This window comes from Agromyces sp. NPDC058110, from assembly GCF_042884735.1.
In the GTDB taxonomy this organism is placed as follows: domain Bacteria; phylum Actinomycetota; class Actinomycetes; order Actinomycetales; family Microbacteriaceae; genus Agromyces.
The window spans coordinates 164,820-186,752 of the sequence record NZ_JBHVTI010000007.1; the positions used below are offsets into that span (position 1 = coordinate 164,820).

A 21,933-nucleotide genomic window follows, 5' to 3' on the forward strand; every position below is an offset into this window, starting at 1 on the left:
CACCGAGTATGGCACCGCGGGGGCCCGGAACGCGGGACCGCAGACGACGGGTGGGGCCCGTTCCGAAGCGGAACGGGCCCCACCCGTGGTCGTGCCGAGGTGCGGTCGCGCTCAGTCGGTGCCGAGGTCGAACGCCGACGCCTCGTTGGCCGCGTCGGTCGCGGCCTCGAGCTCGGTCTCGCCGGAGCCCGCGATGATCTCGGCCGCGGCGCCCACCGACAGGTCGCCCACGAGGGCTGCGGTCGCGCCGCCCACCAGGTTCAGGTGCGCGTACTGCTCGAGGCGGGCGCGCGAGTCGGCGATGTCGAGGTTGCGCATCGTGAGCTGGCCGATGCGGTCTTCGGGGCCGAACGCCTGGTCACCGACGCGCTCCATCGAGAGCTTCTCGGGCTGGTAGCTGAGCGCCGGGCCGGTCGTGTTCATGATCGTGTAGTCGTCGCCGCGGCGCAGGCGCACGGTGACCTCGCCCGTGACGGCCGAGGCGACCCAGCGCACGATCGACTCGCGCAGCATGAGCGACTGCGGGTCGAGCCAGCGGCCCTCGTACATGAGGCGGCCGAGACGGCGGCCCTCGTTGTGGTAGTTCGCGATCGTGTCCTCGTTGTGGATCGCGTTCACGAGCCGCTCGTAGGTCAGGTGCAGCAGCGCCATGCCCGGAGCCTCGTAGATGCCGCGCGACTTCGCCTCGATGATGCGGTTCTCGATCTGGTCGCTCATGCCGAGGCCGTGGCGGCCGCCGATGCGGTTCGCCTCGAGCACGAGCTCGACCGCGTCGTCGAAGCGCACGCCGTTGAGGGCGACCGGGCGGCCCTGCTCGAACGTGACGGTGACGTCTTCGGCCGGGATCTCGACCGACTCGTCCCAGAACTTCACGCCCATGATCGGCTCGACCGTGGTGATTCCCTCGGAGAGCTCCTCGAGCACCTTGGCCTCGTGCGTGGCGCCCCAGATGTTCGCGTCGGTCGAGTACGCCTTCTCGGCGGAGGCGCGGTAGGGGAGGTCGCGGGCCTGGAGCCACTCGCTCATCTCCTGGCGGCCGCCGAGCTCGGTCACGAAGTCGGCGTCGAGCCACGGCTTGTAGATGCGCAGGCGCGGGTTGGCCATGAGGCCGTAACGGTAGAACCGCTCGATGTCGTTGCCCTTGTAGGTGGAGCCGTCGCCCCAGATGTCGACGCCGTCTTCGAGCATGGCGCGCACGAGCAGGGTGCCCGTGACCGCGCGGCCGAGCGGGGTCGTGTTGAAGTACGCCTTGCCGCCCGAACGGATGTGGAACGCCCCGCACTGCAGGGCCACGAGGCCCTCCTCGACGAGCGCCGTGCGGCAGTCGACGAGTCGCGACAGCTCGGCGCCGTACTCGATCGCGCGGCCGGGCACGGCCTCGACGTCGGGCTCGTCGGGCTGGCCGAGGTCGGCGGTGTAGGTGCAGGGCACCGCGCCCTTCTCGCGCATCCACGCGACGGCGACCGAGGTGTCGAGGCCGCCGGAGAAGGCGATGCCGACGCGTTCGCCGACGGGGAGGCTGGAGAGGACTTTCGACATGGGTACCAGCCTACTTGCGCGCGTCTGCGCGTGCTGACGGGTGACGGCCGCCACGAGGGCCGTCGGCGTAGGCTCGCGCGCATGGATGCCGCATCCGCCCCGCCGTCGCCCGGCGACGGGTACTCCGCCGCGCAGGTGCAGGCGGCCGAGCGACCGCTCATCGACGCGGGCGAACCGCTCATGCAGCGCGCCGCCCTGTCGCTCGCCGACGTGGTCTCCGGGCTGCTGCGGTCGACGGATGCCGCGGGCCGCCGCCGAGGCCCGCGCCCGGTCGTGCTCGTGCTCGCGGGGTCGGGCGACAACGGCGGCGACGCCCTGTACGCGGCCGCGCACCTCGCCGAGCGCGGCGCCGACGTGCGGGTCGTCGCCGTCGGATCGCGCGTGCACGAGGCCGCCGCGGCGGCGGCGCGTGCAGCGGGCGCGCTCGACGTCGCCCCTCCCATGTCCGGTGACCCGGCCGCGTCCGCTGCACCCGGTGCCGGGGCGGATGCCGCGTTCGACGACGCCGTGCAGGCCACCGACGTCGTCGTCGACGGCATCCTGGGCATCGGCGCCGCCGCGAGCCCCGCGCTGCGCGGCACCGCCCGCGACGCGGTCGCGCGCATCCGGGCGCTGCTCGGCCGGTCGTGGACCGATCGCACGGGCGTCGGCGCGCGGCATCCGCTCGTCGTCGCCGTGGACCTGCCGAGCGGAGTCTCGCCCGACGACGGCAGCGTGCCCGTCCCGGTCGTGCTGCCCGCCGACGTGACGGTGACGATGGGGGCCGTGAAGGCCGGGCTCCTGGTCGGGCCCGCGGCCCCGCTCGCCGGGCGCATCGTGCTCGTCGACCTCGGTCTCGGGCCGGCGCTCGCCGACGTGCGGCCGGTCGTGCGAGACGGGAGCCGGCACCGGCCGTCCTGACCGCGCTCGGACACGCGTTCGCGCACCCGCCACCGCCGGAACCGCGCTCCCCGGCCGCAGACGGGCCATGCGTTACGGTTGAGTGTGACTCAGGAACAGACAGGACCCGAGGCCGAGGCGGTGCTCGCCGACGAACCCGAGGTTCGCGAGGCGCTCGCCACCGCTGACCGTGCGTCGCTCGCCGACGTCGTCTCCGAGCATCCGTCGTCGCCCCTCGCATGGGCCGAGCTCGCCGATCTCGCCGACTCCGAGGGCAACCCCATCGCCTCCTTCGCCTATGCGACCGTGGCGGTCGACCTCGCCGAGGAGCAGCTCGCGGCATCCGGCTGGCAGCCGGGCGCCGCCGTGCCGTGGTCCGACGAGCCGAACCGCGCCTACCTGCGGGCGCTCGACGCCAAGCGCCGGGCTGCGTCCCAGCTCGGCCTCGACGAGCGCGCCACGCGGCACGCCGACGAGCTCGCCTCGGCCGACGCCGAGGCGCCCGGCCGCATCGCGTCCGAGTACACGCCCACCCAGGTCATCACCATCGTGACCCCCGGTCTGCTCATCGAGCAGTCCGAGGTCGCGGCAACCACCGGCGACCCGGTCGCCGAACCCGTCGCGCTCGACGCGACCGGAGAGGACTGAAATGCCCGCAGCCGTCCTGATCGGTGCACAGTGGGGCGACGAAGGAAAGGGCAAGGCCACCGATCTGCTCGGTTCGCGCCTCGACTACGTCGTCAAGTTCAACGGCGGCAACAACGCCGGGCACACCGTCGTCATCGGCGACGAGAAGTACGCGCTCCACCTGCTGCCCTCCGGCATCCTGACCCCCGGGGTCACGCCGGTGATCGGCAACGGCGTCGTGGTCGACGTCGAGGTGCTCTTCGAAGAGCTCGAGGCGCTCGAGAGCCGCGGCGTCGACACCTCGCGCCTGCGCATCTCGGCGAACGCGCACCTCATCACGCAGTACCACCGCACGCTCGACAAGGTCACCGAGCGCTTCCTCGGCAAGCGGCAGATCGGCACCACCGGCCGCGGCATCGGACCGGCCTACGCCGACAAGATCAACCGAGTCGGCCTGCGCATGCAGGACCTCTTCGACGAGAACATCCTGCGCCAGAAGATCGAGGGCGCACTCGACCAGAAGAACCACCTGCTCGTGAAGGTCTACAACCGCCGTGCCATCGCCGTCGACGAGATCGTCGACGAGCTGCTCGGCTACGTCGACCGTCTGCGCCCGATGGTCACCGACACCGCGCTGCTGCTGCACCAGGCGCTCGAGCGCGACGAGACCGTGCTCTTCGAGGGCGGCCAGGCGACCATGCTCGACGTCGACCACGGCACCTACCCGTTCGTCACGTCGTCGAACGCGACCAGCGGCGGCGCGGTCACGGGCTCCGGCATCGCGCCCAACCGCATCGACCGGGTGATCGCCGTCATCAAGGCGTACACCACGCGCGTCGGCGCAGGCCCCTTCCCGACCGAGCTCTTCGACGAGTGGGGCGAGTTCCTCAGCGAGAAGGGGCACGAGTTCGGCACGACGACCGGCCGCCGCCGTCGCACCGGGTGGTACGACGCGCCCATCGCCCGCTACACCGCCCGCATCAACGGGGTGACCGACTTCGTGCTGACCAAGCTCGACGTGCTCACGGGCATCGAGCGCATCCCGGTCGCCGTCGCGTACGACGTCGACGGGCAGCGCTTCGACGAGGTGCCGGTCTCGCAGTCCGACTTCCACCACGCGACTCCGATCTACGAGGAGTTCCCCGGCTGGACCGAAGACATCACGGGCGCCCGGGAGTTCGACGACCTGCCCGCGAACGCGCAGGCCTACGTGCGTCATCTCGAGGCGATGTCGGGCTCGCGTATCTCGGCGATCGGCGTCGGACCGGGCCGCGACGAGATCATCCAGTTGCACGACCTGCTGGCCTGAGCCGCGGCACGCGCGGGCGCAGTCACGCCGGGGTCACGGAATGATCCCTGCCCTTCCGTCGGTCTCGCCCCCTCGATAGGGTGGCGGTGATCGCCCTGCCGCATTCGCCGTGCGATGGGGTGCGACGGACCGGGGGGACCGATGCGCAGATTCCGACGTTGGATCGCAGGATTCGCGGCGATCGCCGTCGTGGGCGTGCTCGCGCTGCCGACGGCGATGTCCGCGGTCGCGGCACCCGATGATGCGGAGTTCACGACCTTCACCAAGGTCGTGGCGCCCCCGGTGCAGGAGTCGTACGCGCCGGGCGACCAGTTCAGCTACACCATCACCCTGACCTGCAACAGCCCGATCGTCGACATCTGCGTCGCCGCGAACGTCACCGATACGCTGCCGGCCCCGCTCGTCTTCGACCCGACCGTGCCCAACCCGGTCGTCGTGTCCGGCGGCGGGACGCCCGCGCCGACCGTGACGGTGAACGGCAGCGACTTCGATGTCGCGTTCAACGAGGCCGGCACGGCCGGCACCGGCCTGCGCACCGGGCAGCAGGTCAGCATCACCGTGTTCGTGCAGGTGCCGCCCGACGCGAGCGCCGACTACAACGGAACCGTCACCAACACCGCGACCGCAGCCGCCGACAACGCGCTGCCGAAGGACGCGAACGCCGACGTCGTGCTCGACATCCCCGAGGTCCTCGACACGACCGTGACCAAGAGCGTGGACGACCACGTCGCCGACGGGCAGTCGGTGCCCGCCCTGCCCGGCCAGCCCGTCGACTACACGATCGGCGGCGGCAACGCCTCGAACCGATCCGTCGACGAGATCGTCGTGCAGGATCCGGCCGACGGGGTCGCCAGCCCATTCGACAGCTACCTCGACTTCACGGGCATCACCTCGATCACGCCGCCTGCCGGCGCCGACCAGGTGCAGATCGAGTACCTCGACGAGGACGGCAACTGGGTCGTCGCGTACCCCACCGGCCCGATCCCGACGGACTTCACGAACATCCCCGACGTGCCCGACGACCAGGTGCACGGACTCCGGTTCACGTTCTCGTCGTCGACCGGCCAGTTGCCGCCGACCCCCGCCGGCGAGGAGGCCGCGATCGGCATCTCGAGCGAGACGAACGACTCGGTGCTCGACATCCCGCTCGACGAGTCGGTGTCCGTACCCAACACGGCGTCCTCGAACGTCGTCGTCGACGACCGCACGAGCCCGCCGAAGACCGCCGACGGTGATGTCGACATCGCCAACACGGGCCCGACCGTCGACACGGTGAAGTCGTTCTCCGATCCGACGCTGCTCGCCGGGCAGTCGAGCACGGCGCTCATCACGTCGACCAACGGGCCGCGCCCGGTGACGTCGATGACGATCGAGGACCCGACCCCGGGTCAGCCGAACCTCGCCGACCAGGGCCTGATCTTCGACGGGTTCGGCAGCGGCGTCGAGTGGCCGCCCGACGCGGATGCCGTCTCGGTGACGTACACGTACGCCGACGGCACCTCCGAGACGTTGACCGGGAGCACGCCGAACGAGATCCCGGCGCCCACGGGCGACCCGGCCGACGTCGTCGGGTTCTCCGTCACCTTCACCGGGCCCATCGAGGCGAACGCGATCGCCGAGCTCCCATTCGACGTGATCGCCGATCCGGTCGACGGGCAGCTCGACGTCGTGAGCACGAACGAGACCACGTCGACCGTGACCGATTCCACCGGTCAGACGGGTCAAGACGACGACTCCGCCGACATCACCAGGCAGCCCGCCCGGGTCTCGACCAACATCGACAAGAACATCGTGCAGGACGAGGTGTGGGACATCCCCGGCAGCACGACGGATGTCTCGTTCCTCGCCGACGTGAACAACCAGGGCGAGAACGCCTCGACCGTCGGTGCGGACTCGCTGGTCGTCAGCGACCCCGCCGACCCCCAGCCCGGCGACCCGCCGTCGACCTTCTGGAACACGTTCGACATCAAGCAGCTGTCGGCAGGCGTGCCGGCGAACGCGAACCTGACCATCGAGTACTGGGACGGGAACGAATGGGTCACCCTGCCGGGCGCCGAGCTCATCGAGGGCCAGACCACGTTCAACTACTCGGTACCCGCCGACCTGCAGGACGACATCCAGGGCATCCGGTTCGTGTACACCCCGAAGCCCGGCGAGACGTTGCCGCCGGGGTTCCAGGTGTCGCCGACGATCCAGGTTGCGACGCGCGACCAATTCCGCGACGGCTCGGGCAGCGTGCACGACGCCGCAGAGGCGGCCGACCCGCTCAACGTGCAGAACGACGCGTCGTCGACGGTCACGAATCCCGATGACACCTCGCCGGAGGACAACACCGCCACCGACACCGACGACATCGACGTCAACCCGTGGCCGCCGGACGGCCCCGGCGTCGACCTGATCGACAAGACTTGGCTCCAAGAGGACGTCTTCGCGTTCACCGACGACCAGCGCACCGCGCGCATCTCCTGGTCGACGCAGGGCGTGCCCTTCGAGTCGGTTGCGATCACCGACGACCCGACCGCGGGCGCGGACTTCTCGAACATCGCGGCATCCGCCTACGACGCGTGGGACCTCGCAGCGATCGAGGCCATCGACGCCGCCCTCGACCCGCTGATCACCTACGACCGCATCGCGAGCGTCGAGCTCTACGACGACACCGCCGACGGCTGGGTCGACGTCACGGCGGCGGCGTGCGGCGCGGCCGACACCACGGGCACGGCCTGCGACGGAGGGTTCCCGGGATTCGAGCTGTCGGATGCGCAGCGCGAGTCGACGCTCGGCGTGCGGCTGACCTACGTCGAGGGCTCGAACCGGGGCGCCGGCACCGGTCCGGCGCCGGGCTCGGGCGTCGCCTCGTCGACCGGCAACGGCCGCGGTCTCGACCTCACCTTCCAGCTGCGTCAGGTGAAGCGCTCCGACGGCGGCCCCGTCGTCGGTTCCCTGCACGACGAGACCTACAACTCCGGCCTGAACGGGGTCGTGGTGAACACGGCCGGCATCCACGGCGAGGGCCCCGCTCCGGTCGACGGCACCGACGCCGACGACATCACGATCCTCGACACGACGGTCAACGTCTCGGTCACGAAGACCTTCGACCAGGACGCGCTGCCGATCCCGCCCGAGTCGGCCGCTCAAGAGGACTACCCGCTCGTGAGCGCGACCATCACGGCGCGCAACGAGACCGAGGCGAACATCGCCGAGCTCGTGGTCTCCGATCCGGCGACGCCGCCTGCAGCCCCGACCGACACCTACAACACCTTCAACCTGTACGCGATCGGCACCATCAGCGTGCCCGCCGATGCGACCGAGTCGATCGTGACGTTGACCCGCGAGGGCGGCGGCACCGACGACCACACGATCGCCGAGGCGCAGGCCCTCACGCCGACCGACCTCGCCGACGTCGTCGGGGTGACCGTGACGCATCGTGATCCGGATCGCGTGGCGATCCTCACGACCGAGCAGACGAGCATCGTGCTCACGTACCAGCTGCGCGAGTTCCTCCGGGATGCCCCGACGACCCGCCCGACCGAGGGCGACGTCGTGACGAACGTGGCCTCCGCCGACGGCAGCCGGCCAGGCGGAGCCATCACCGATGAGGCGCACGGCACCGACGACGACACGCTCCAGTTCGTGCCCGCCAGCTACGGTGTGGTCGCGGGCAAGTCGATCTCTCCGACTTCGCGCTACGAGGACGAGCCGCTCGACGGCTACACCGTCACGATCGGCGGTCAGCCGACCGGCAACGTCCGCACGACGGTGCTCACGATCACTGACGACGAACCGACCTTCTGGAACGCGTTCGAGTTGGCGTCGTTCCCGCAACGGACCATGCCGGCGAACATCGGCCAGATCCGCGTCTCCGCGCTCGTCGGCGTCGACTACGCGCTCGTCGGCTCCGACCTCACGCAGACCTGCGGCGGCAGCGCAGACCTCACCGCGTGCTGGGTCGTCGGCGACTGGCAGGACGTCGCGGCGGACAACACGGTGACGCCGGTGCTCCCGGCCGGCGCGGCCGCGGCCGACGTGCGCGGCATCCGCTTCGAGGTCAGGCAGGACGAGAACGAGTCGAACTGGGAGAGCCCGCGCAACCCGATCGTCTCGTTCGCGTTCCTCGCCGATCGCCTCGAAGACCTGCATTACGGGCCCAACGGCGAGATCGACTCGGTGCCCGTGCCCTCGACGCTGCCCGGACTCGAGGCGGCACCCGGCGAGCCCGTGCAGGGCACCATGACCGACGAGGTCGACGTGCACGGCACCGGATCGTGGCAGACGCCCGACGGCGTCACCTGGGAGGCCGACGCCAGCGCCCAGGACACCACGCAGCTGCTGCACCGGCCGAACTCGATCAGCGTCACGAAGGCCCCTGGCAACGGCCAGGGCGGCGCGGCCTCGCAGCAGTTCCCGCCGTTCGCCGAGATCCCGTACGTCATCCGCATCACCAACACCGGTGAGTGGCAGATGACCGGACTCGAACTCACCGACACGATCGCGACCGACGCGCAGGGCTCCTACCTCGTGCCGGTTCCCGGCGCCGATCCCGTGTTCGAGTTCACGCTCACCGATGCCGACGGCAACACACTGCCGAGCGACGGGTTCAGCGGCACGCTGGACACCGCGACCGGCATCGTGACCATCGTCGTGCCCGACGACTTCGTGTTCGCGCCGGGCGACGTGCTCGTGATCGCCGCGCACCTGCAGTTCCGCGACGGCCTCGCGCCCGGCACCCCGGTCACCAACACCGTGAGCGCCACCAGCGACCGCGACTTCGAGACCTGCGAGCACACCTCGAACAACGTGCCGATCGCCGACACCGAGAACGTCGCCGACTGCGCGGCCGACACGTCGGTGACCCCGAGCGCCGCAGCGCCGATCACGCTCGCGAAGTCCGTCAAGGGAGTCGCGGCGGGCGTGCCCGGCGTCGACCCGAGCGATCCGAACTACGACGACCTCGGCGTGCTCAACACCGCGGCGAATCCGAATGCCGCGAACTGCGCCGAGCCGAACGCGGGCAACGGTTACTACGTGAACCAGTGCGTGCCCATCACCCGGCCGGGCGGCGTCGAGGAGTGGCGCATCGACTTCACGAACCGAGGCAACGTGCCGGCCGACGCGATCGGCGGCATCGACGTGCTGCCCGCCGTCGGAGACACGGGCGTCGTCGTGGGCTCGCCGCGCGGGTCGCAGTGGTCGCCGATCTTCCTCGGGGAGCTCGCGCTCCGTCAGTCGACCGCCGTCATCGTCCCCCAGTACATGACCACCGTGCCGAACCAGGCGTGCAACGCGGCCGACATCCAGTACTCGATCCTGACCGAGAGCATTCCGACGACCGACCCCTGCTACGACGACGTCACGACCCGGCAGTGGATCACGTACGACAACACGACGCCGCCCGCCGAGCTGGCAACGGCGAAGGCGCTCAAGGTCGTCGTCGACTTCCCCGACGGAGCAGGGCTCGCTCCCGGTGCCACCGGTGCGTTCAGCTTCCGCACGCAGACGCCGGCCTACATCCCCGACGCCTACGACGACGGCCTCCCCATCGCGTGGAACACCGCGGCTGCCGGTTCGCGAGCGACGTTCCAGGGCGAGGAGGTGTACCGCGGTCCCGTGGAGCCGGTTCGTGCCGGCGTGGCCTTCCCGACCGGCGAGCTCCAGCTGCAGAAGTCGCAGGTGGCGCCCGACAGCTTCCCGTTCCCGCTGCCGGACTCGTACCAGTTCGAAGTGGAGTGCACGTCGGACGGCGAGGCGGTGGCCTTCGTCGACACCGCCGGCGCCCCCGCCTCGCCGGTCACCGTGCCGGCCGACGGCACACCGGTGACCGTCGGAACGGGCACCGACCTGCCCTTGTACTCGACCTGTACGGTCGCGGAGCAGTTCTCGCAGGGATCCACCGTGTCGTACGACCCGCCTGGCATCGGAGGGCGATCGGGCGAGGTGACGGCGATCCGAGATCTCGAGGATCGCACCGACATCCATCACCCGTTCCCCGCCGACCCGATCGAGGACGCGACGGTCACGGTCGAGAACGAGTACGTGATCGGCGGATTCTCGGTCTCGAAGGACGTCATCGACGGCGGCGCCCTCGACCAGGACGGTAACCCGATCCCCTATGACCCGACCTTCACGTTCACCGCGAGCTGCCTCTGGTTCGGCGCCGAAGTGGTGCCCGAGGCCGACCGTACGTTCACCCTGCAGGGCGGGGAGACGAAGGACTTCTCGGGCCTGCCGGTCGGTGCGAACTGCACGGTCACCGAGACGAATGCCGCCGGAGCCACCGACACCACGATGGTCATCACCGAAGACGGCGTCGACACCGACCTCGGCGAGACGACCTCGGCCGACTTCACCCTGCTGCCCGACGAGGAGGACGGCACGCACCTGACGGTGCTCACCGTGACGAACACGTACACGGTCGGGTCGCTCGCAATCCAGAAGGACGTCACCGGCTCCGGCGCCGACGAGTGGGCCCCCGACGAGTTCACCGTGCACCTCACCTGCACGTGGGACCAGGCGACCACGAACCCGGTGTACGACGGCGACCTGGTCGTTCCAGGCAATGACAGCGTCATGGTCGACAACCTGCCGACCGGTGCCGAGTGCACGATCACCGAGCCCGACGACGGCGGCGCGACGGGCGACCCGGTCATCACGCCCGAGACCGTCACGATCGGCGTCGAGGGCGAGGATGGCGACCCGGTGCTCGTCACCGTGACGAACGAGTTCCGCACCGGCGGGTTCCAGATCGAGAAGACCGTGGTCGGTCCTGGAGTGGGATTCAGTGAGGACGTCGACTTCACGTTCTCGTACGTCTGCACGTACGAGCTGCAGGAGGTCGCGAGCGGCGAGCTCACGATCACCGGTGACGGCACGGCGGGTCCGCTGCTGTCGGACGTCGTCGACGGGCTGCCCGTCGGCACGTCGTGCGACATCACCGAGACCGACAACGGCACGGCCGACGGCGACCCGCCCGTGCTGCCCGTGACCGTGTTCATCCCCGAGGAGGCCGACGGTACCCCGCAGGTCGTCGCGGTGGAGTTCGAGAACCGCTACTCGGCCGGCACGATCGCCGTCACGAAGGTCGTCGACGGTGACGGAGCGGGCCTGCCGGGCATCGCCGACGCGACGTTCACGGTGCACGTGACCTGCTCCCTCACCGACGGTGGCACGCCCGTCTTCGAGGGCGACGTGGAGGTCACCGGCGGCCAGACGGTGCCGGTGCTCGACCCCGACACCGGAGACCCGCTGCTGCTGCCCGTCGGAACGCACTGCTGGGGCGACGAGACCGACGACGCCGGCGCGACGGAGTCGAGCGTCGACTTCGACTCCTTCGACAACGCCGTCATCGTCGAGGCATCCGACTCCGACGACCCCGAGGCGCTGTCGCTGACAGCCACCAACACCTTCGACCTCGGCGACGTGTCGATCCAGAAGGAGGTCACGGGCAACCCCGACCACGCCGAGGGCTTCACGTTCGAGATCCTCGTGACCTGCACGTTCGATCGCGGCCCGGACAACGACCCGATCGTGATCTACGACCAGGAGCCTGTCGAGCTGGAGGCCGGCCAGGTCGTCACGCTCTTCGAGATCCCGTTCGGCTCGGAGTGCTGGGCCGAGGAGCCCGACCAGCAGGGTGCGACGGGGGTCGTGATCAGTGCCACCGAGGAGAACCCCGTCACGATCATCCCCGAGGCCGAGGACATCACGATCTTCGTGACCAACGACTTCCCCGACGCGGGCTTCACCGTGACGAAGACGGTCGACGACGGCGGCGCGGTCGACCAGGACGGCAACTCGATCGTCTACGACACGGTGTTCTCGTTCACCGCGGTCTGCACCTTCCAGGGCCAGACCGTGCTCGACGAGTCGTTCCAACTCTCCGACGGCGAGGTGCAGGAGTACGGGACGCTGCCGGCCGGCGCCGAGTGCACGGTCACCGAGACCGACACCGGCGGCGCGACCGGCACCGGGATGGTCATCACGCAGGACGGCACCGAGACCGACCTCGGCGAGACGACGAGCGCGGTCTTCACGCTGTTGCCCGATGACGAGGGCCAGCATGTCAATGCGCTCGGCGTGGACAACCCGTTCACGGTCGGCTCGCTGCAGCTCACCAAGGAAGTGAGCGGCACCGGAGCCGACGAGTGGGCGGGCGAGTTCGGCGATTACGAGGTGCACGTCCTGTGCACGCTCGAGGCTGCCGATCCCGACACCGTCTACGACGGAACGGTGACCCTGACGACGGATGCCCCGGACAATGTCGTGACGATTCCGAACCTGCCGACCGGCGCGGAATGCACCGTCGACGAGACCGACCTCGGCGGCGCGACCGACTGGACCGCTGACCCGAACCCGGTGGTGATCGGCGACGATGAGAGCGGACCGGTCGAGATCACGATCGACAACGACTTCCGCACGGGCGCGCTCAACGTGCTCAAGGTCGTCAGCGGCCCAGGCGTTCCCGAGTTCTCGACCGGGCCGTTCGTGTTCCAGGTGATCTGCACCTACGAGGACGAGACCGTCGTGTCGGTGGATCTGGTCGTCGTCGGGGAGGAGGACTCGACGGGTCCGTACCTGAGCGAGACGATCACGGGCATCCCCGTCGGGTCCGAGTGCGTCGTCACCGAGGTCGACGACGGCGGCGCCGACGAGACGCCGGACCCGGTGACCGTGACGATCCGCGATCAGGATCCCGTGGGCGTGGAGACCGTCGAGACCGCCGGTCCGTTCGAGAACGAGTTCTCCGTCGGCCTCCTCGGCATCGCGAAGGAGGTCGACGGCGAGGCGGCCGACGCCCCCTGGGTCGCCGACGCCGTGTTCACGATCGACCTGACCTGCGAGCTCGACGTGAACGGCATCCGCACCACGGTGTTCTCGCGGACGCTGGAGGTGATGGCCGGCGACATCGAGCCGATCACCGACGCGGACGGCAACGTCGTGGAACTGCCGGTCGGCACCCACTGTTACGGCGTGGAGTCCGACCCTGCGGGCGCGACGGCGACCCGTGTCGACCACGACTCCTACGACAACGCGATCATCGTGCAGGCCGACCCGCTCCCGCAGCCGCTGCTGGTGACGGCGACGAACACCTTCGAGTACGGGCAGGTCGAGCTCGAGAAGACCATCAGCGGGTCTGCCGAGGCTGCGGCGGGCAAGACGTTCACGGTCGAGGTGACCTGCACGTTGGACCGCGGTGACAACAACGAGCCGTACGTGCTGTTCGACCGCGAGCCGGTGCAGATCTCGGGCGGCGAGACCGTGGTGCTCGACAAGCTCCCGGTCGGCGCCGAGTGCTGGGTCGAGGAGACCGAGTCCGGCGGCGCGATCGCCGTCACCGTCAGTGCGCCGGAAACCGACCCCGTCGTGGTCGGCCTCGACGACGTCGTGACGATCACGGTCGACAACGAATTCGCACCGCCGCTGCCGTCGAACACCGCGGCGACCGGTGTCGACGGCGAGGGCCTCGCACGATTCGCCGGGCTGGCCGCACTGCTCCTGCTCGCGGGTGCGACGGTGCTGGTCGTCGTGCGCCGCCGCCGACGTGGAACCGGCTCGCCCGACTAGGCGAACCGCGGAACGCGAGCGGCGCCCCACCCGGATGCGGGTGGGGCGCCGTCGTCGTTCGGCGGAGCCGGCTACTGGTTGCCGACGGCCTTGTCGATGTTGGCCTTCACGTCGTCGATCATGCCGTCGTGCTCGTCGGGCGCGATCTTCTTCACGGCCTCGCCGATGCCGTCGAGCACCTTGTCGCTGATGTCCTCGGCCTGCTCGCTCTTGAGGACCTCCTGGATCTTGTCCTTGTTCTGCTCGATGAACTCCCCGGCCTGCTTGGCGAGGTCGTCGATTCCGGCCATCTTGGTCCTCCAGCTCCCCGGCGCCTTCGCCGGCTCGTTCCAGCCTACGTCGCGTCGTCATCGTGCGGCAGGGCCTTTCGTCGATGGTGCGCCACCGGCAGGTCGCGACGGTGATCGGATGCCTCGGCCGACCGTGCGAGACTGGTCGCCGTGCCAGCCACCAGCCCCGCCGACGCCCCGCTGCACGGGCGTTTCGTGACCCTTGCGCCCCTCACCGCAGACGACCTGCCGGAGCTCGCACGTGCGCTGCGGCATCCGGAGGTCTTCGCGGGCGGGTACGGAGGGGGACCTGCCGGCCTGCCCCGAGACGACGCCGCGTTCGTCGCGTGGGCCGAGCGGTACTACGCCGTGTCGGGTGGCGCGATCTCGTGGGGCGTGCGCCTCGCATCGGGTCCGGGCGCCGGAACGCTCGTCGGCGCGACGAAGCTCGCCGACGTCGAGCTGGGCAACGAGGCCATCCACATCGGCTGGACCGCGTACGACCCCCGCGTGTGGAGCACGCCCGTCAACGTCGAGACCAAGCTGCTGCTGCTCGGCCTCGCGTTCGACCACGGCTTCGGTCGCGTGAAGCTGCAGGCCGATGCGCTCAACGGGCGGTCGCGTGCGGCGATCCTGAAGCTGGGGGCGCAGTTCGAGGGCGTGCTGCGTCGACGGGTTCCGCGCGCCGACGGCTCGTGGCGCGACACCGCGATGTACTCGGTCATCGTCGACGAGTGGCCCGCGGTGCGCGACGGGCTGCAGTCCCGTCGCGACGCCTGGGGCGACGCCCCGATCGGGCTCAGCCCCAGAGCTTGATCGCGCCGTCGATCAATGCGGCCGCGCCGCCGAGGTAGGCGATGCAGATGACCGCGATACGTGCCGCGTGGTGCGGGATGCGCCGGTGAGCGAGCTCGCCGCCTCCGAGCCCCGCGAGTAGGGCGATGATGACGAACGGCCACTGGTCGGCGGCGAGCGCGGGCAGCGACCACCCGGTCTCGACGAGCTTCACGCCCAGCGAGGCGGCGCCGATGACCACGAAGTAGGGCTGCAGGGTCGCGGCGAACGCGGCCTGCGGCCAGCGGGTGGCCTCCGCGTAGACGCTGAGGGCGGGTCCGCCGACGCCGGCTGCGGCATTCATGATCCCGGATGCCGCGCCCGACGCGACGGCGGGCGGCCAGCCCGTTGCGGTGTGCTCGGTGCGCGTGACCAGGAGCGAGACGGTGAGCGCGGCGATCACGAGGATGCCGATGCCGACTTGCAGCACGGCGCCGGGAACCCTGACGGCGAGCAGCCCGCCCACCGCGACGCCGACGAGGGCGGGGGCCACGAGCAGGCCGAAGCGGCGCCAGTCGACGTACCGCCACACGCGGGGCAGGATGATGGCCGACGAGACGACCGCGCAGAGGTTCACGACGATGACGCCGTCGAAGGGACCGAGCAGGATCACCAGCGCGGGCGAGGCGACGAGCGCGAACCCCATGCCGGTGACGCGCTGTGCGAAGGCGCCCACGAGCACGGAGAGGGCGACGGCGACGAGCACCGCAGTATCCTACGCAGGATCGGGGCGCTCACCGGACGCCGTCGTGACGAACGGGATCGCCCGCGTTGTACACCGCGACCGCGACTCAGCGAGCCCGCTCCGGCGTGTGCAGCCGGGCGAGGAACGCATCGGTGCCGCGCGGCCGGCGCCGGCGATCCGCGCGCGACGCGAGCACCGTCACGAGCAGGGCCGTTGGCACGGTCCACGCCGCCGGCTGTTCGAGGAAGGGCCGGATGCCGGGCGCCGCCGCCCCGATGAGGCCGCCGCCGAGGATCGCCGCCCCCGAGAGCACGGCGCCCGTGAGCATGCCCGCGACGGCGCCGCGAGGGGTGAGCCCGCGCCACCAGATGCCGAGCAGCAGGATCGGGCACAGGGTCGAGGCCGTGAACGCGAACACGAGTCCGACGCTGCCGGCGAGCCCGGTCGACTCCGTGGCGAGCGCGACCACGAGCGGCACGAACGACGACGCGACCGCGGCGATGCGGAATCCGCGCACGCTGCCGCCGAGCAGGTCCTGGCTGATGACGCCGGCCAGTGAGACCACGAGCCCAGACGAGGTGGAGAGGAACGCGGCGAACGCCCCGGCGATGACGAGCGCCGTGAGCAGGTCGCCGCCCCATCCGGGCATGAGCCGGTCGGGCAGCACGAGCACGAGGGCGTCGGCGTCGCCCGAGGCGACGAGGTCGGGTGCGAAGGCCCGGCCCAGCAGGCCGAACGCGGTCGGGAACAGGTAGAACACCGAGAGCAGCACGAGCACGATGACGGTCGTGCGACGAGCCGCGTCGCCGTCGGGGTTCGTGTAGAAGCGCACGAGCACGTGCGGCAGCCCGAGGGTGCCGAGCAGCAGCGCGATCATGAGCGAGACCGTGCGGTAGGGGTCGAGGTCGCCCGGCCCGGCGGCGGCCGGGAACGCGGCTGCCGCGTCGAGTGAGGGCTCGACCCCGCCGACGAAGATCAGCAGCACGATCACGGGCACCGCGATGGCGGTGAGCTTGAGCCAGAACTGGAACGCCTGCACGAACGTGATCGAGCGCATGCCGCCCGCCGCGACCACCACGGCGACGATGACCGCGACCGCGAGCGAACCGGCCCACGACGGCAGGCCCGTCGTGATGCGCACCGCGAGTGCCGCGCCCTGGAGCTGCGGCACGATGTAGAACCAGCCGATGACGATCACGAGCGTGCTCGTCACGAGCCGGGCGGTGCGCGACTCCAGCCGCGCCTCGACGAAGTCGGGGATCGTGTACGCGCCCGACCGGCGAAGCGGGGCGGCGACGAACAGCAGCAGCATGAGGTATCCGGCCGTGTAGCCGATGGGGAACCAGATGCCGCCGGCGCCGGTCGTGAGGATGAGCCCGGCGATGCCGAGGAAGCTCGCCGCCGAGAGGTACTCGCCGCCGATGGCCGACGCGTTCCACCACGGGCGCACCGTGCGCGAGGCGACGTAGAAGTCGCTCGTGGTTCGCGAGACGCGCAGCCCGTAGAAGCCGATGAGCGCCGAGGCGAGTGCCACGGCCGTGATCGCCGCGTAGCTGATCGCGGCGTTCATCCGGCCTCCGTCAGGGCGCGGTACCTGGCCTCGTTCCTGGCCGCAGCCCGCGCGTAGAGCACGCCGACCGTGATCGCGAGGGGGTAGACGCCGACCGCGAGCAGCAGCCACGACAGCGGCACACCCCAGACGAAGGTGTCGTCGAAGACGGGCGTGAGCACGATCGCGAGCACGAACAGCGCCGTCGCCGCGGCGAACCCGGCGGCGTACGTGACGCCGAGCCGCAGCTGCGATCGGATCAGCGACCGCACGTAGACGCTCTCGGGCTCGCTCCCCGGGCTCGCGCCGACCGGCCCCCTCGCACGGGCGGATGCCGCGACCGCGCCGGTTCGCGGTGCCGTCACCCGCACCCGGGCCGGCGGGGTCGGCCCGGCCGGGGTCGCCCCAGGCGGGGTGCTCCCGGACGGGCCGTCCGCGGCATCCGGAACCAGGCGGTCGGGCACGTCGCTCATGTGCGGGGCCGCAGCGTCGCGGACTCGAGCCGCTCCCGCAGCGCGGGGAGCAGGCGGCGGCTCACGGGCAGCTCGGCTCCGGCGATGGTCACGCTCGGACGGTCGGTGCCGAGACGGATGCGCGTGAGGTGGGGCAGCGAGACGAGGTACGACCGGTGCACGCGCACGAAGCCGGCATCCGCCCACTGCCGTTCGAGGTCGGCCATGGGCACGCGCACGAGGTAACTCGCCTCGTCGGTGTGCAGGCGCGCGTAGTCGCCCTGCGCCTGCACGTAGCGCACCTCGTCGCGGCGGATCATGCGGGTCGTGCCGCCGAGCGTCACCGCGATCATCTCGGGCGGGGCGACCGTCGGGATGCCGCCGGTCGGCGTCGCCGCCCCGGACTTCAGCACCTCGACGATCCGCCCGATCGAGCGCTGCAGCCGCTCCGTGCGCACGGGCTTCAACAGGTAGTCGACCGCGGCGAGGTCGAACGCCTCGAGCGCCCCCTCCTCGTCGGCGGTGACGAACACGAGCGCCGGGCGATGCTCGAAGCGCTGCAGGGCGCGTGCCAGGTCGAACCCCGTCAGCCCCGGCATGTGGATGTCGAGGAACGCGGCGTCGACCGGCTCGCGGGTCAGCAGGCGGATCGCCTCCGAGCCGGACGACGCCTGGTGGATCGTGCCGATGCGCGGGTCCTGCGAGAGCAGGAACGCGAGCTCGTCGATCGCCGGCTGCTCGTCGTCGGCGATGAGCACGGAGATCATCTGGTCTGGCTCCCGTCTCGTGCGATGGCGGTCGGCGTGTTCGGGTTCGGGCCCGGCTGGGACTTCGGCACGCGCATGCGCACGAGCGTGCCCGCCCCGAGATTGGTCTCGACCACGAGCCCGTGCTCCTCGCCGTACACCTGGCGCAGGCGGGCATCGACGTTGCGGAGCCCGACGTGCTCGCCGGGCGAGCCGCCCGCGAGCACGCCCTCGAGCACGACGGGGTCGATGCCGACGCCGTCGTCCTCGACGCTGATCTCGGCGAACGCGCCCGAGTCCGCGGCCGTGATCGTGATGCGCCCGCCGCCCTCCTTCGCCTCGAGCCCGTGGCGCACCGCGTTCTCGACGAGCGGCTGGATCGACAGGAACGGCACCACCGTCGAGAGCACCTCGGGCGCCACCTGCAGCGTGACGCGCAGGCGGTCGCCGAAGCGCGCACGCTCGAGCTCGAGGTAGCTGTCGATCGAGCGCAGCTCCTCGGCGACGGTCGTGAAGTCGCCGTGCCGCCGGAACGAGTACCGCGTGAAGTCCGCGAACTCGAGCACGAGCTCGCGCGCCTTCGCCGGATCGGTGTTGATGAACGACGCGATCGCGTTCAGCGCGTTGTAGATGAAGTGCGGACTGATCTGCGCCCGGAGCGCCCGCACCTCGGCCTCGGCGAGGGCCGCCCGCGAGGCGTCCAGCTCGCCGAGCTCGACCTGCGAGGCCACCCAGCCGGCGACCTCGCCCGTCGCGCGCACGAGGCCCGCCCGCACCGGCGACGCGAAGGCCACGATGGCACCCGCCGAGCGGTCGGCGACGAGGATCGGCGCGGCCGCGGCATCCGTCTCGCGCGACCCGACCGCGATGCGCCGCTGCACGTGCGGCTTGCCCGCGGACTGCGCCGCCCGCGCCAGGTCGGCGGCGATGCGGCGCACGTCGTCGTCGCCGTCGATCGCGACCCGGCCGGCGGCGTCGACGAGCGCGAGGCTCTCGCACCCGAGCATCGCGCGCAGGTATCGCACGGCGCGGTCGGCGTCGGGCGCGTCGAATCCGCCGCGCACGTGCTTGGCCGCCCGGCTCGCGAGGTGCAGCGTCTGGTACGTCGCCTGCTCGGCGTCGGTGCCGAGCTCGCGCTGCGCGAGCACCAGGCGGCGCAGCAGCAGCACGACGCCGACCGCGAGGGCGCCGGCGACCACGCCGGCACTCGCGGCGAGCAGCATCGACTCGGGCATGCTCGAAAGCGTAGCCGTCGTTCGTCGGCGCCTCCGAACCGTTCGTCGCACAAGCGGTGCCGTTCAGCGACGACGAACGGCGGAGCGACCACGCGCGCCCGGGCACGCGGCAGCATGGGGCCACTGCTCGCCGCCACCGGCATCCGGAGCAGTGGGCGCGGACATCCCCCCGTGCCGGACCCCTCGAAGGAGAGACGCCATGGGCAACGACGCCCTGAGCGCGGAGACGACGCAACCCGACGTCGATTTCACCGCGGTGCAAGCATCACCCCGATTCCAGGAGCTGCGCGGTCGCCACCGCAGGTTCGTCTTCCCCGTGCTCGCGGCCTGCCTGGTCTGGTACCTCGCGTACGTGCTGCTCGCCGTGTACGCGCACGACTTCATGTCGACCCGCGTCTTCGGCAGCGTGAACCTCGCGATGGTGCTCGGCCTCGCCCAGGTCGTCACGACCTTCGCCGTGACCATGTGGTACGTCAGCTACGCCAACCGGCGCCTCGACCCGATCGCGGCCGAGATCCGCGACGAGATCGAGTCCGGCGTCGAGTTCGAGCAGAGGGAGGCCACGCGATGAGCGCGCTCACGATCGTGCACGCCGCCGAGGCGACCGCCTCGCCGGGCGAGCCGTGGTTGAACATCGCCATCTTCGGCGCCTTCGTCGCGATCACGATGGTCATCGTGTTCCGCGCGAGCCGCAACAACAAGACCGCCGCCGACTACTACGCGGCCGGGCGCTCGTTCACGGGAGGCCAGAACGGCTCGGCCATCGCGGGCGACTACCTGTCGGCGGCCTCGTTCCTCGGCATCGTCGGCGCGATCGCGATCACGGGCTACGACGGGTTCCTCTACTCGATCGGCTTCCTCGTGGCGTGGCTCGTCGCACTGCTGCTCGTCGCCGAGCTGCTGCGCAACACGGGCCGGTACACGATGGCCGACGTGCTCTCGTTCCGCCTCAAGCAGCGCCCCGTGCGCATCGCCGCGGCGATCACGACGCTCGTGGTCTGCTTCTTCTACCTGCTCGCCCAGATGGCCGGTGCGGGCGGACTCGTCTCGCTCCTGCTCGGCATCACCGAGACGCTCGGCCAGTCGCTCGTGATCACGGTCGTCGGCGCGCTGATGATCCTCTACGTGCTCATCGGCGGCATGAAGGGCACCACGTGGGTGCAGATCATCAAGGCCGTGCTGCTCATCGCCGGCGCCGGCGTGATGACCGTGTGGGTGCTTGCGCTCAACGGCTTCAACTTCAGCACCCTGCTCGACAACGCGGTCGAGGTCGCGGGCAACCCCGCCATCCTCGACCCGGGCCTCAAGTACGGCGTCTCCGACATCTCGAAGATCGACTTCGTCTCGCTGGGCCTCGCGCTGGTGCTCGGCACCGCGGCCCTGCCGCACGTGCTCATGCGCTTCTACACCGTGCCCACCGCCAAGGAGGCCCGCAAGTCGGTCGTCTGGGCGATCTGGCTCATCGGCATCTTCTACGTGTTCACGCTCGTGCTCGGCTACGGTGCGGCGGCCCTCGTGGGCGCCGACGTCATCGCCGCGGCACCCGGCGGCCCGAACTCGGCGGCCCCGCTGCTCGCCTTCGCGCTCGGCGGACCGTTCCTGCTCGGCCTGATCTCGGCGATCGCGTTCGCGACGATCCTCGCGGTCGTCGCCGGCCTCACGATCACCGCTGCGGCCTCGTTCGCCCACGACATCTACGCGAGCGTCGTGAAGAAGGGCAAGCCCGAGCCGGGCGCCGAGGTCAAGGTCGCGCGCCGCACCGTGATCGTCATCGGCATCGTCGCGATCCTCGGCGGCATCGGGGCCAACGGCCAGAACGTGGCGTTCCTCGTGGCCCTGGCGTTCGCCATCGCGGCATCCGCCAACCTGCCGACGATCGTCTACTCGCTGTTCTGGAAGCGCTTCACCACAAAGGGTGCGCTCTGGAGCATGTACGGCGGCCTGATCTCGGCCATCGTGCTGATCATCTTCTCGCCGGTCGTCTCGGGCTCCGAGACGTCGATGCTGAAGACGGCGGAGATCAACTTCGCGATCTTCCCGCTGTCGAACCCCGGCATCATCTCGATCCCGCTCGCGTTCCTGCTCGGCTGGATCGTGACGATGCTCGACAAGACCAAGGAGGACCCGAAGAAGCAGTCCGAGATGGAGGTGCGCTCGCTCACCGGCGTCGGAGCCGAGAAGGCGACCCAGCACTGAGAGACCGGCCGGCGTGGGGGCGCCGGCCGACCGTGTTCCGACGGCGAGCGGGGGA

Annotated in this window: 14 protein-coding genes; 7 read left to right on the forward strand and 7 right to left on the reverse strand. The window is 70.8% G+C overall.

The window, feature by feature from the left end:
- Window positions 1-111: 111 nt before the first annotated feature.
- Window positions 112-1,539 (reverse strand): argininosuccinate synthase, encoded by a 1,428-nt coding sequence (gene argG / locus ACFVS8_RS17710; protein ID WP_387065288.1) that lies wholly within the window; start codon window positions 1,537-1,539, stop codon window positions 112-114.
- An 81-nt stretch (window positions 1,540-1,620) separates the two neighbouring features.
- Here argG and ACFVS8_RS17715 point away from each other — a divergent pair, with 81 nt between their 5' ends.
- The 4 genes from ACFVS8_RS17715 (at window position 1,621) to ACFVS8_RS17730 (ending at window position 13,912) form a co-directional block, all read left to right on the forward strand.
- Window positions 1,621-2,439 (forward strand): NAD(P)H-hydrate epimerase, encoded by an 819-nt coding sequence (locus ACFVS8_RS17715; protein ID WP_387065291.1) that lies wholly within the window; start codon window positions 1,621-1,623, stop codon window positions 2,437-2,439.
- A gap of 84 nt (window positions 2,440-2,523) precedes the next feature.
- The gene (locus ACFVS8_RS17720; RefSeq protein WP_387065293.1) at window positions 2,524-3,066 is read left to right on the forward strand and encodes a DUF3151 family protein; all 543 of its coding nucleotides are present in this window, start codon (window positions 2,524-2,526) and stop codon (window positions 3,064-3,066) included.
- A gap of 1 nt (window position 3,067) precedes the next feature.
- Window positions 3,068-4,354 (forward strand): adenylosuccinate synthase, encoded by a 1,287-nt coding sequence (locus tag ACFVS8_RS17725; RefSeq protein WP_387065296.1) that lies wholly within the window; start codon window positions 3,068-3,070, stop codon window positions 4,352-4,354.
- Window positions 4,355-4,495: 141 nt separating this feature from the next.
- A complete protein-coding gene (locus ACFVS8_RS17730) occupies window positions 4,496-13,912 on the forward strand; it encodes a DUF5979 domain-containing protein (protein ID WP_387065298.1) in 9,417 nt (3,138 codons plus the stop codon).
- A 71-nt stretch (window positions 13,913-13,983) separates the two neighbouring features.
- Here ACFVS8_RS17730 and ACFVS8_RS17735 read toward each other — a convergent pair whose 3' ends face one another.
- Window positions 13,984-14,202 carry a hypothetical protein gene (locus tag ACFVS8_RS17735; protein WP_387065301.1) on the reverse strand — a complete coding sequence of 73 codons (219 nt, stop codon included), beginning with the start codon at window positions 14,200-14,202 and terminating at the stop codon, window positions 13,984-13,986.
- A gap of 150 nt (window positions 14,203-14,352) precedes the next feature.
- Here ACFVS8_RS17735 and ACFVS8_RS17740 point away from each other — a divergent pair, with 150 nt between their 5' ends.
- A complete protein-coding gene (locus tag ACFVS8_RS17740; RefSeq protein WP_387065304.1) occupies window positions 14,353-14,997 on the forward strand; it encodes a GNAT family N-acetyltransferase in 645 nt (214 codons plus the stop codon).
- Here ACFVS8_RS17740 and ACFVS8_RS17745 read toward each other — a convergent pair.
- The 5 genes from ACFVS8_RS17745 to ACFVS8_RS17765 all read right to left on the reverse strand — a co-directional run bounded on the left by ACFVS8_RS17745 (window position 14,981) and on the right by ACFVS8_RS17765 (window position 19,682).
- Window positions 14,981-15,721 carry a sulfite exporter TauE/SafE family protein gene (locus tag ACFVS8_RS17745; RefSeq protein WP_387065307.1) on the reverse strand — a complete coding sequence of 247 codons (741 nt, stop codon included), beginning with the start codon at window positions 15,719-15,721 and terminating at the stop codon, window positions 14,981-14,983. The genes ACFVS8_RS17740 and ACFVS8_RS17745 overlap by 17 nt on opposite strands.
- A gap of 85 nt (window positions 15,722-15,806) precedes the next feature.
- On the reverse strand, window positions 15,807-17,270 hold the full coding sequence (locus ACFVS8_RS17750) for a cation acetate symporter (RefSeq protein WP_387065309.1): 1,464 nt from the start codon (window positions 17,268-17,270) through the stop codon (window positions 15,807-15,809).
- Window positions 17,267-17,722, reverse strand: coding sequence for a heavy metal transporter (locus tag ACFVS8_RS17755; RefSeq protein WP_387065311.1), 456 nt, complete (start codon window positions 17,720-17,722; stop codon window positions 17,267-17,269). Before ACFVS8_RS17755 ends, ACFVS8_RS17750 begins: the two co-directional genes overlap by 4 nt.
- Entirely contained in the window at window positions 17,719-18,468 is a 750-nt protein-coding gene (locus tag ACFVS8_RS17760) for a LytR/AlgR family response regulator transcription factor (RefSeq protein ID WP_387065314.1), read from the reverse strand. Before ACFVS8_RS17760 ends, ACFVS8_RS17755 begins: the two co-directional genes overlap by 4 nt.
- Entirely contained in the window at window positions 18,465-19,682 is a 1,218-nt protein-coding gene (locus ACFVS8_RS17765) for a sensor histidine kinase (RefSeq protein ID WP_387065317.1), read from the reverse strand. The genes ACFVS8_RS17760 and ACFVS8_RS17765 overlap by 4 nt, the downstream gene beginning before the upstream one ends.
- A 199-nt stretch (window positions 19,683-19,881) precedes the next feature.
- Here ACFVS8_RS17765 and ACFVS8_RS17770 point away from each other — a divergent pair, with 199 nt between their 5' ends.
- Together ACFVS8_RS17770 and ACFVS8_RS17775 are read left to right on the forward strand one after the other, a co-directional pair.
- Window positions 19,882-20,253, forward strand: a complete 372-nt coding sequence (locus ACFVS8_RS17770) for a DUF485 domain-containing protein (protein WP_387065320.1) — start codon at window positions 19,882-19,884, stop codon at window positions 20,251-20,253.
- Window positions 20,250-21,878 (forward strand): cation acetate symporter, encoded by a 1,629-nt coding sequence (locus ACFVS8_RS17775; protein ID WP_387065323.1) that lies wholly within the window; start codon window positions 20,250-20,252, stop codon window positions 21,876-21,878. The genes ACFVS8_RS17770 and ACFVS8_RS17775 overlap by 4 nt, the downstream gene beginning before the upstream one ends.
- Window positions 21,879-21,933: the final 55 nt, after the last annotated feature.

Coding starts and splice junctions, on each gene's coding strand:
- ACFVS8_RS17725 (WP_387065296.1), top strand. CDS start 3,068: ATGCCCGCAGCCGTCCTGATCGGTGCACAGTGGGGCGACGAAGGAAAG.
- ACFVS8_RS17735 (WP_387065301.1), bottom strand. CDS start 14,202: ATGGCCGGAATCGACGACCTCGCCAAGCAGGCCGGGGAGTTCATCGAG.
- ACFVS8_RS17750 (WP_387065309.1), bottom strand. CDS start 17,270: ATGAACGCCGCGATCAGCTACGCGGCGATCACGGCCGTGGCACTCGCC.
- ACFVS8_RS17760 (WP_387065314.1), bottom strand. CDS start 18,468: ATGATCTCCGTGCTCATCGCCGACGACGAGCAGCCGGCGATCGACGAG.
- ACFVS8_RS17755 (WP_387065311.1), bottom strand. CDS start 17,722: ATGAGCGACGTGCCCGACCGCCTGGTTCCGGATGCCGCGGACGGCCCG.
- ACFVS8_RS17715 (WP_387065291.1), top strand. CDS start 1,621: ATGGATGCCGCATCCGCCCCGCCGTCGCCCGGCGACGGGTACTCCGCC.
- ACFVS8_RS17770 (WP_387065320.1), top strand. CDS start 19,882: ATGGGCAACGACGCCCTGAGCGCGGAGACGACGCAACCCGACGTCGAT.
- ACFVS8_RS17765 (WP_387065317.1), bottom strand. CDS start 19,682: ATGCCCGAGTCGATGCTGCTCGCCGCGAGTGCCGGCGTGGTCGCCGGC.
- ACFVS8_RS17775 (WP_387065323.1), top strand. CDS start 20,250: ATGAGCGCGCTCACGATCGTGCACGCCGCCGAGGCGACCGCCTCGCCG.
- argG (WP_387065288.1), bottom strand. CDS start 1,539: ATGTCGAAAGTCCTCTCCAGCCTCCCCGTCGGCGAACGCGTCGGCATC.
- ACFVS8_RS17730 (WP_387065298.1), top strand. CDS start 4,496: ATGCGCAGATTCCGACGTTGGATCGCAGGATTCGCGGCGATCGCCGTC.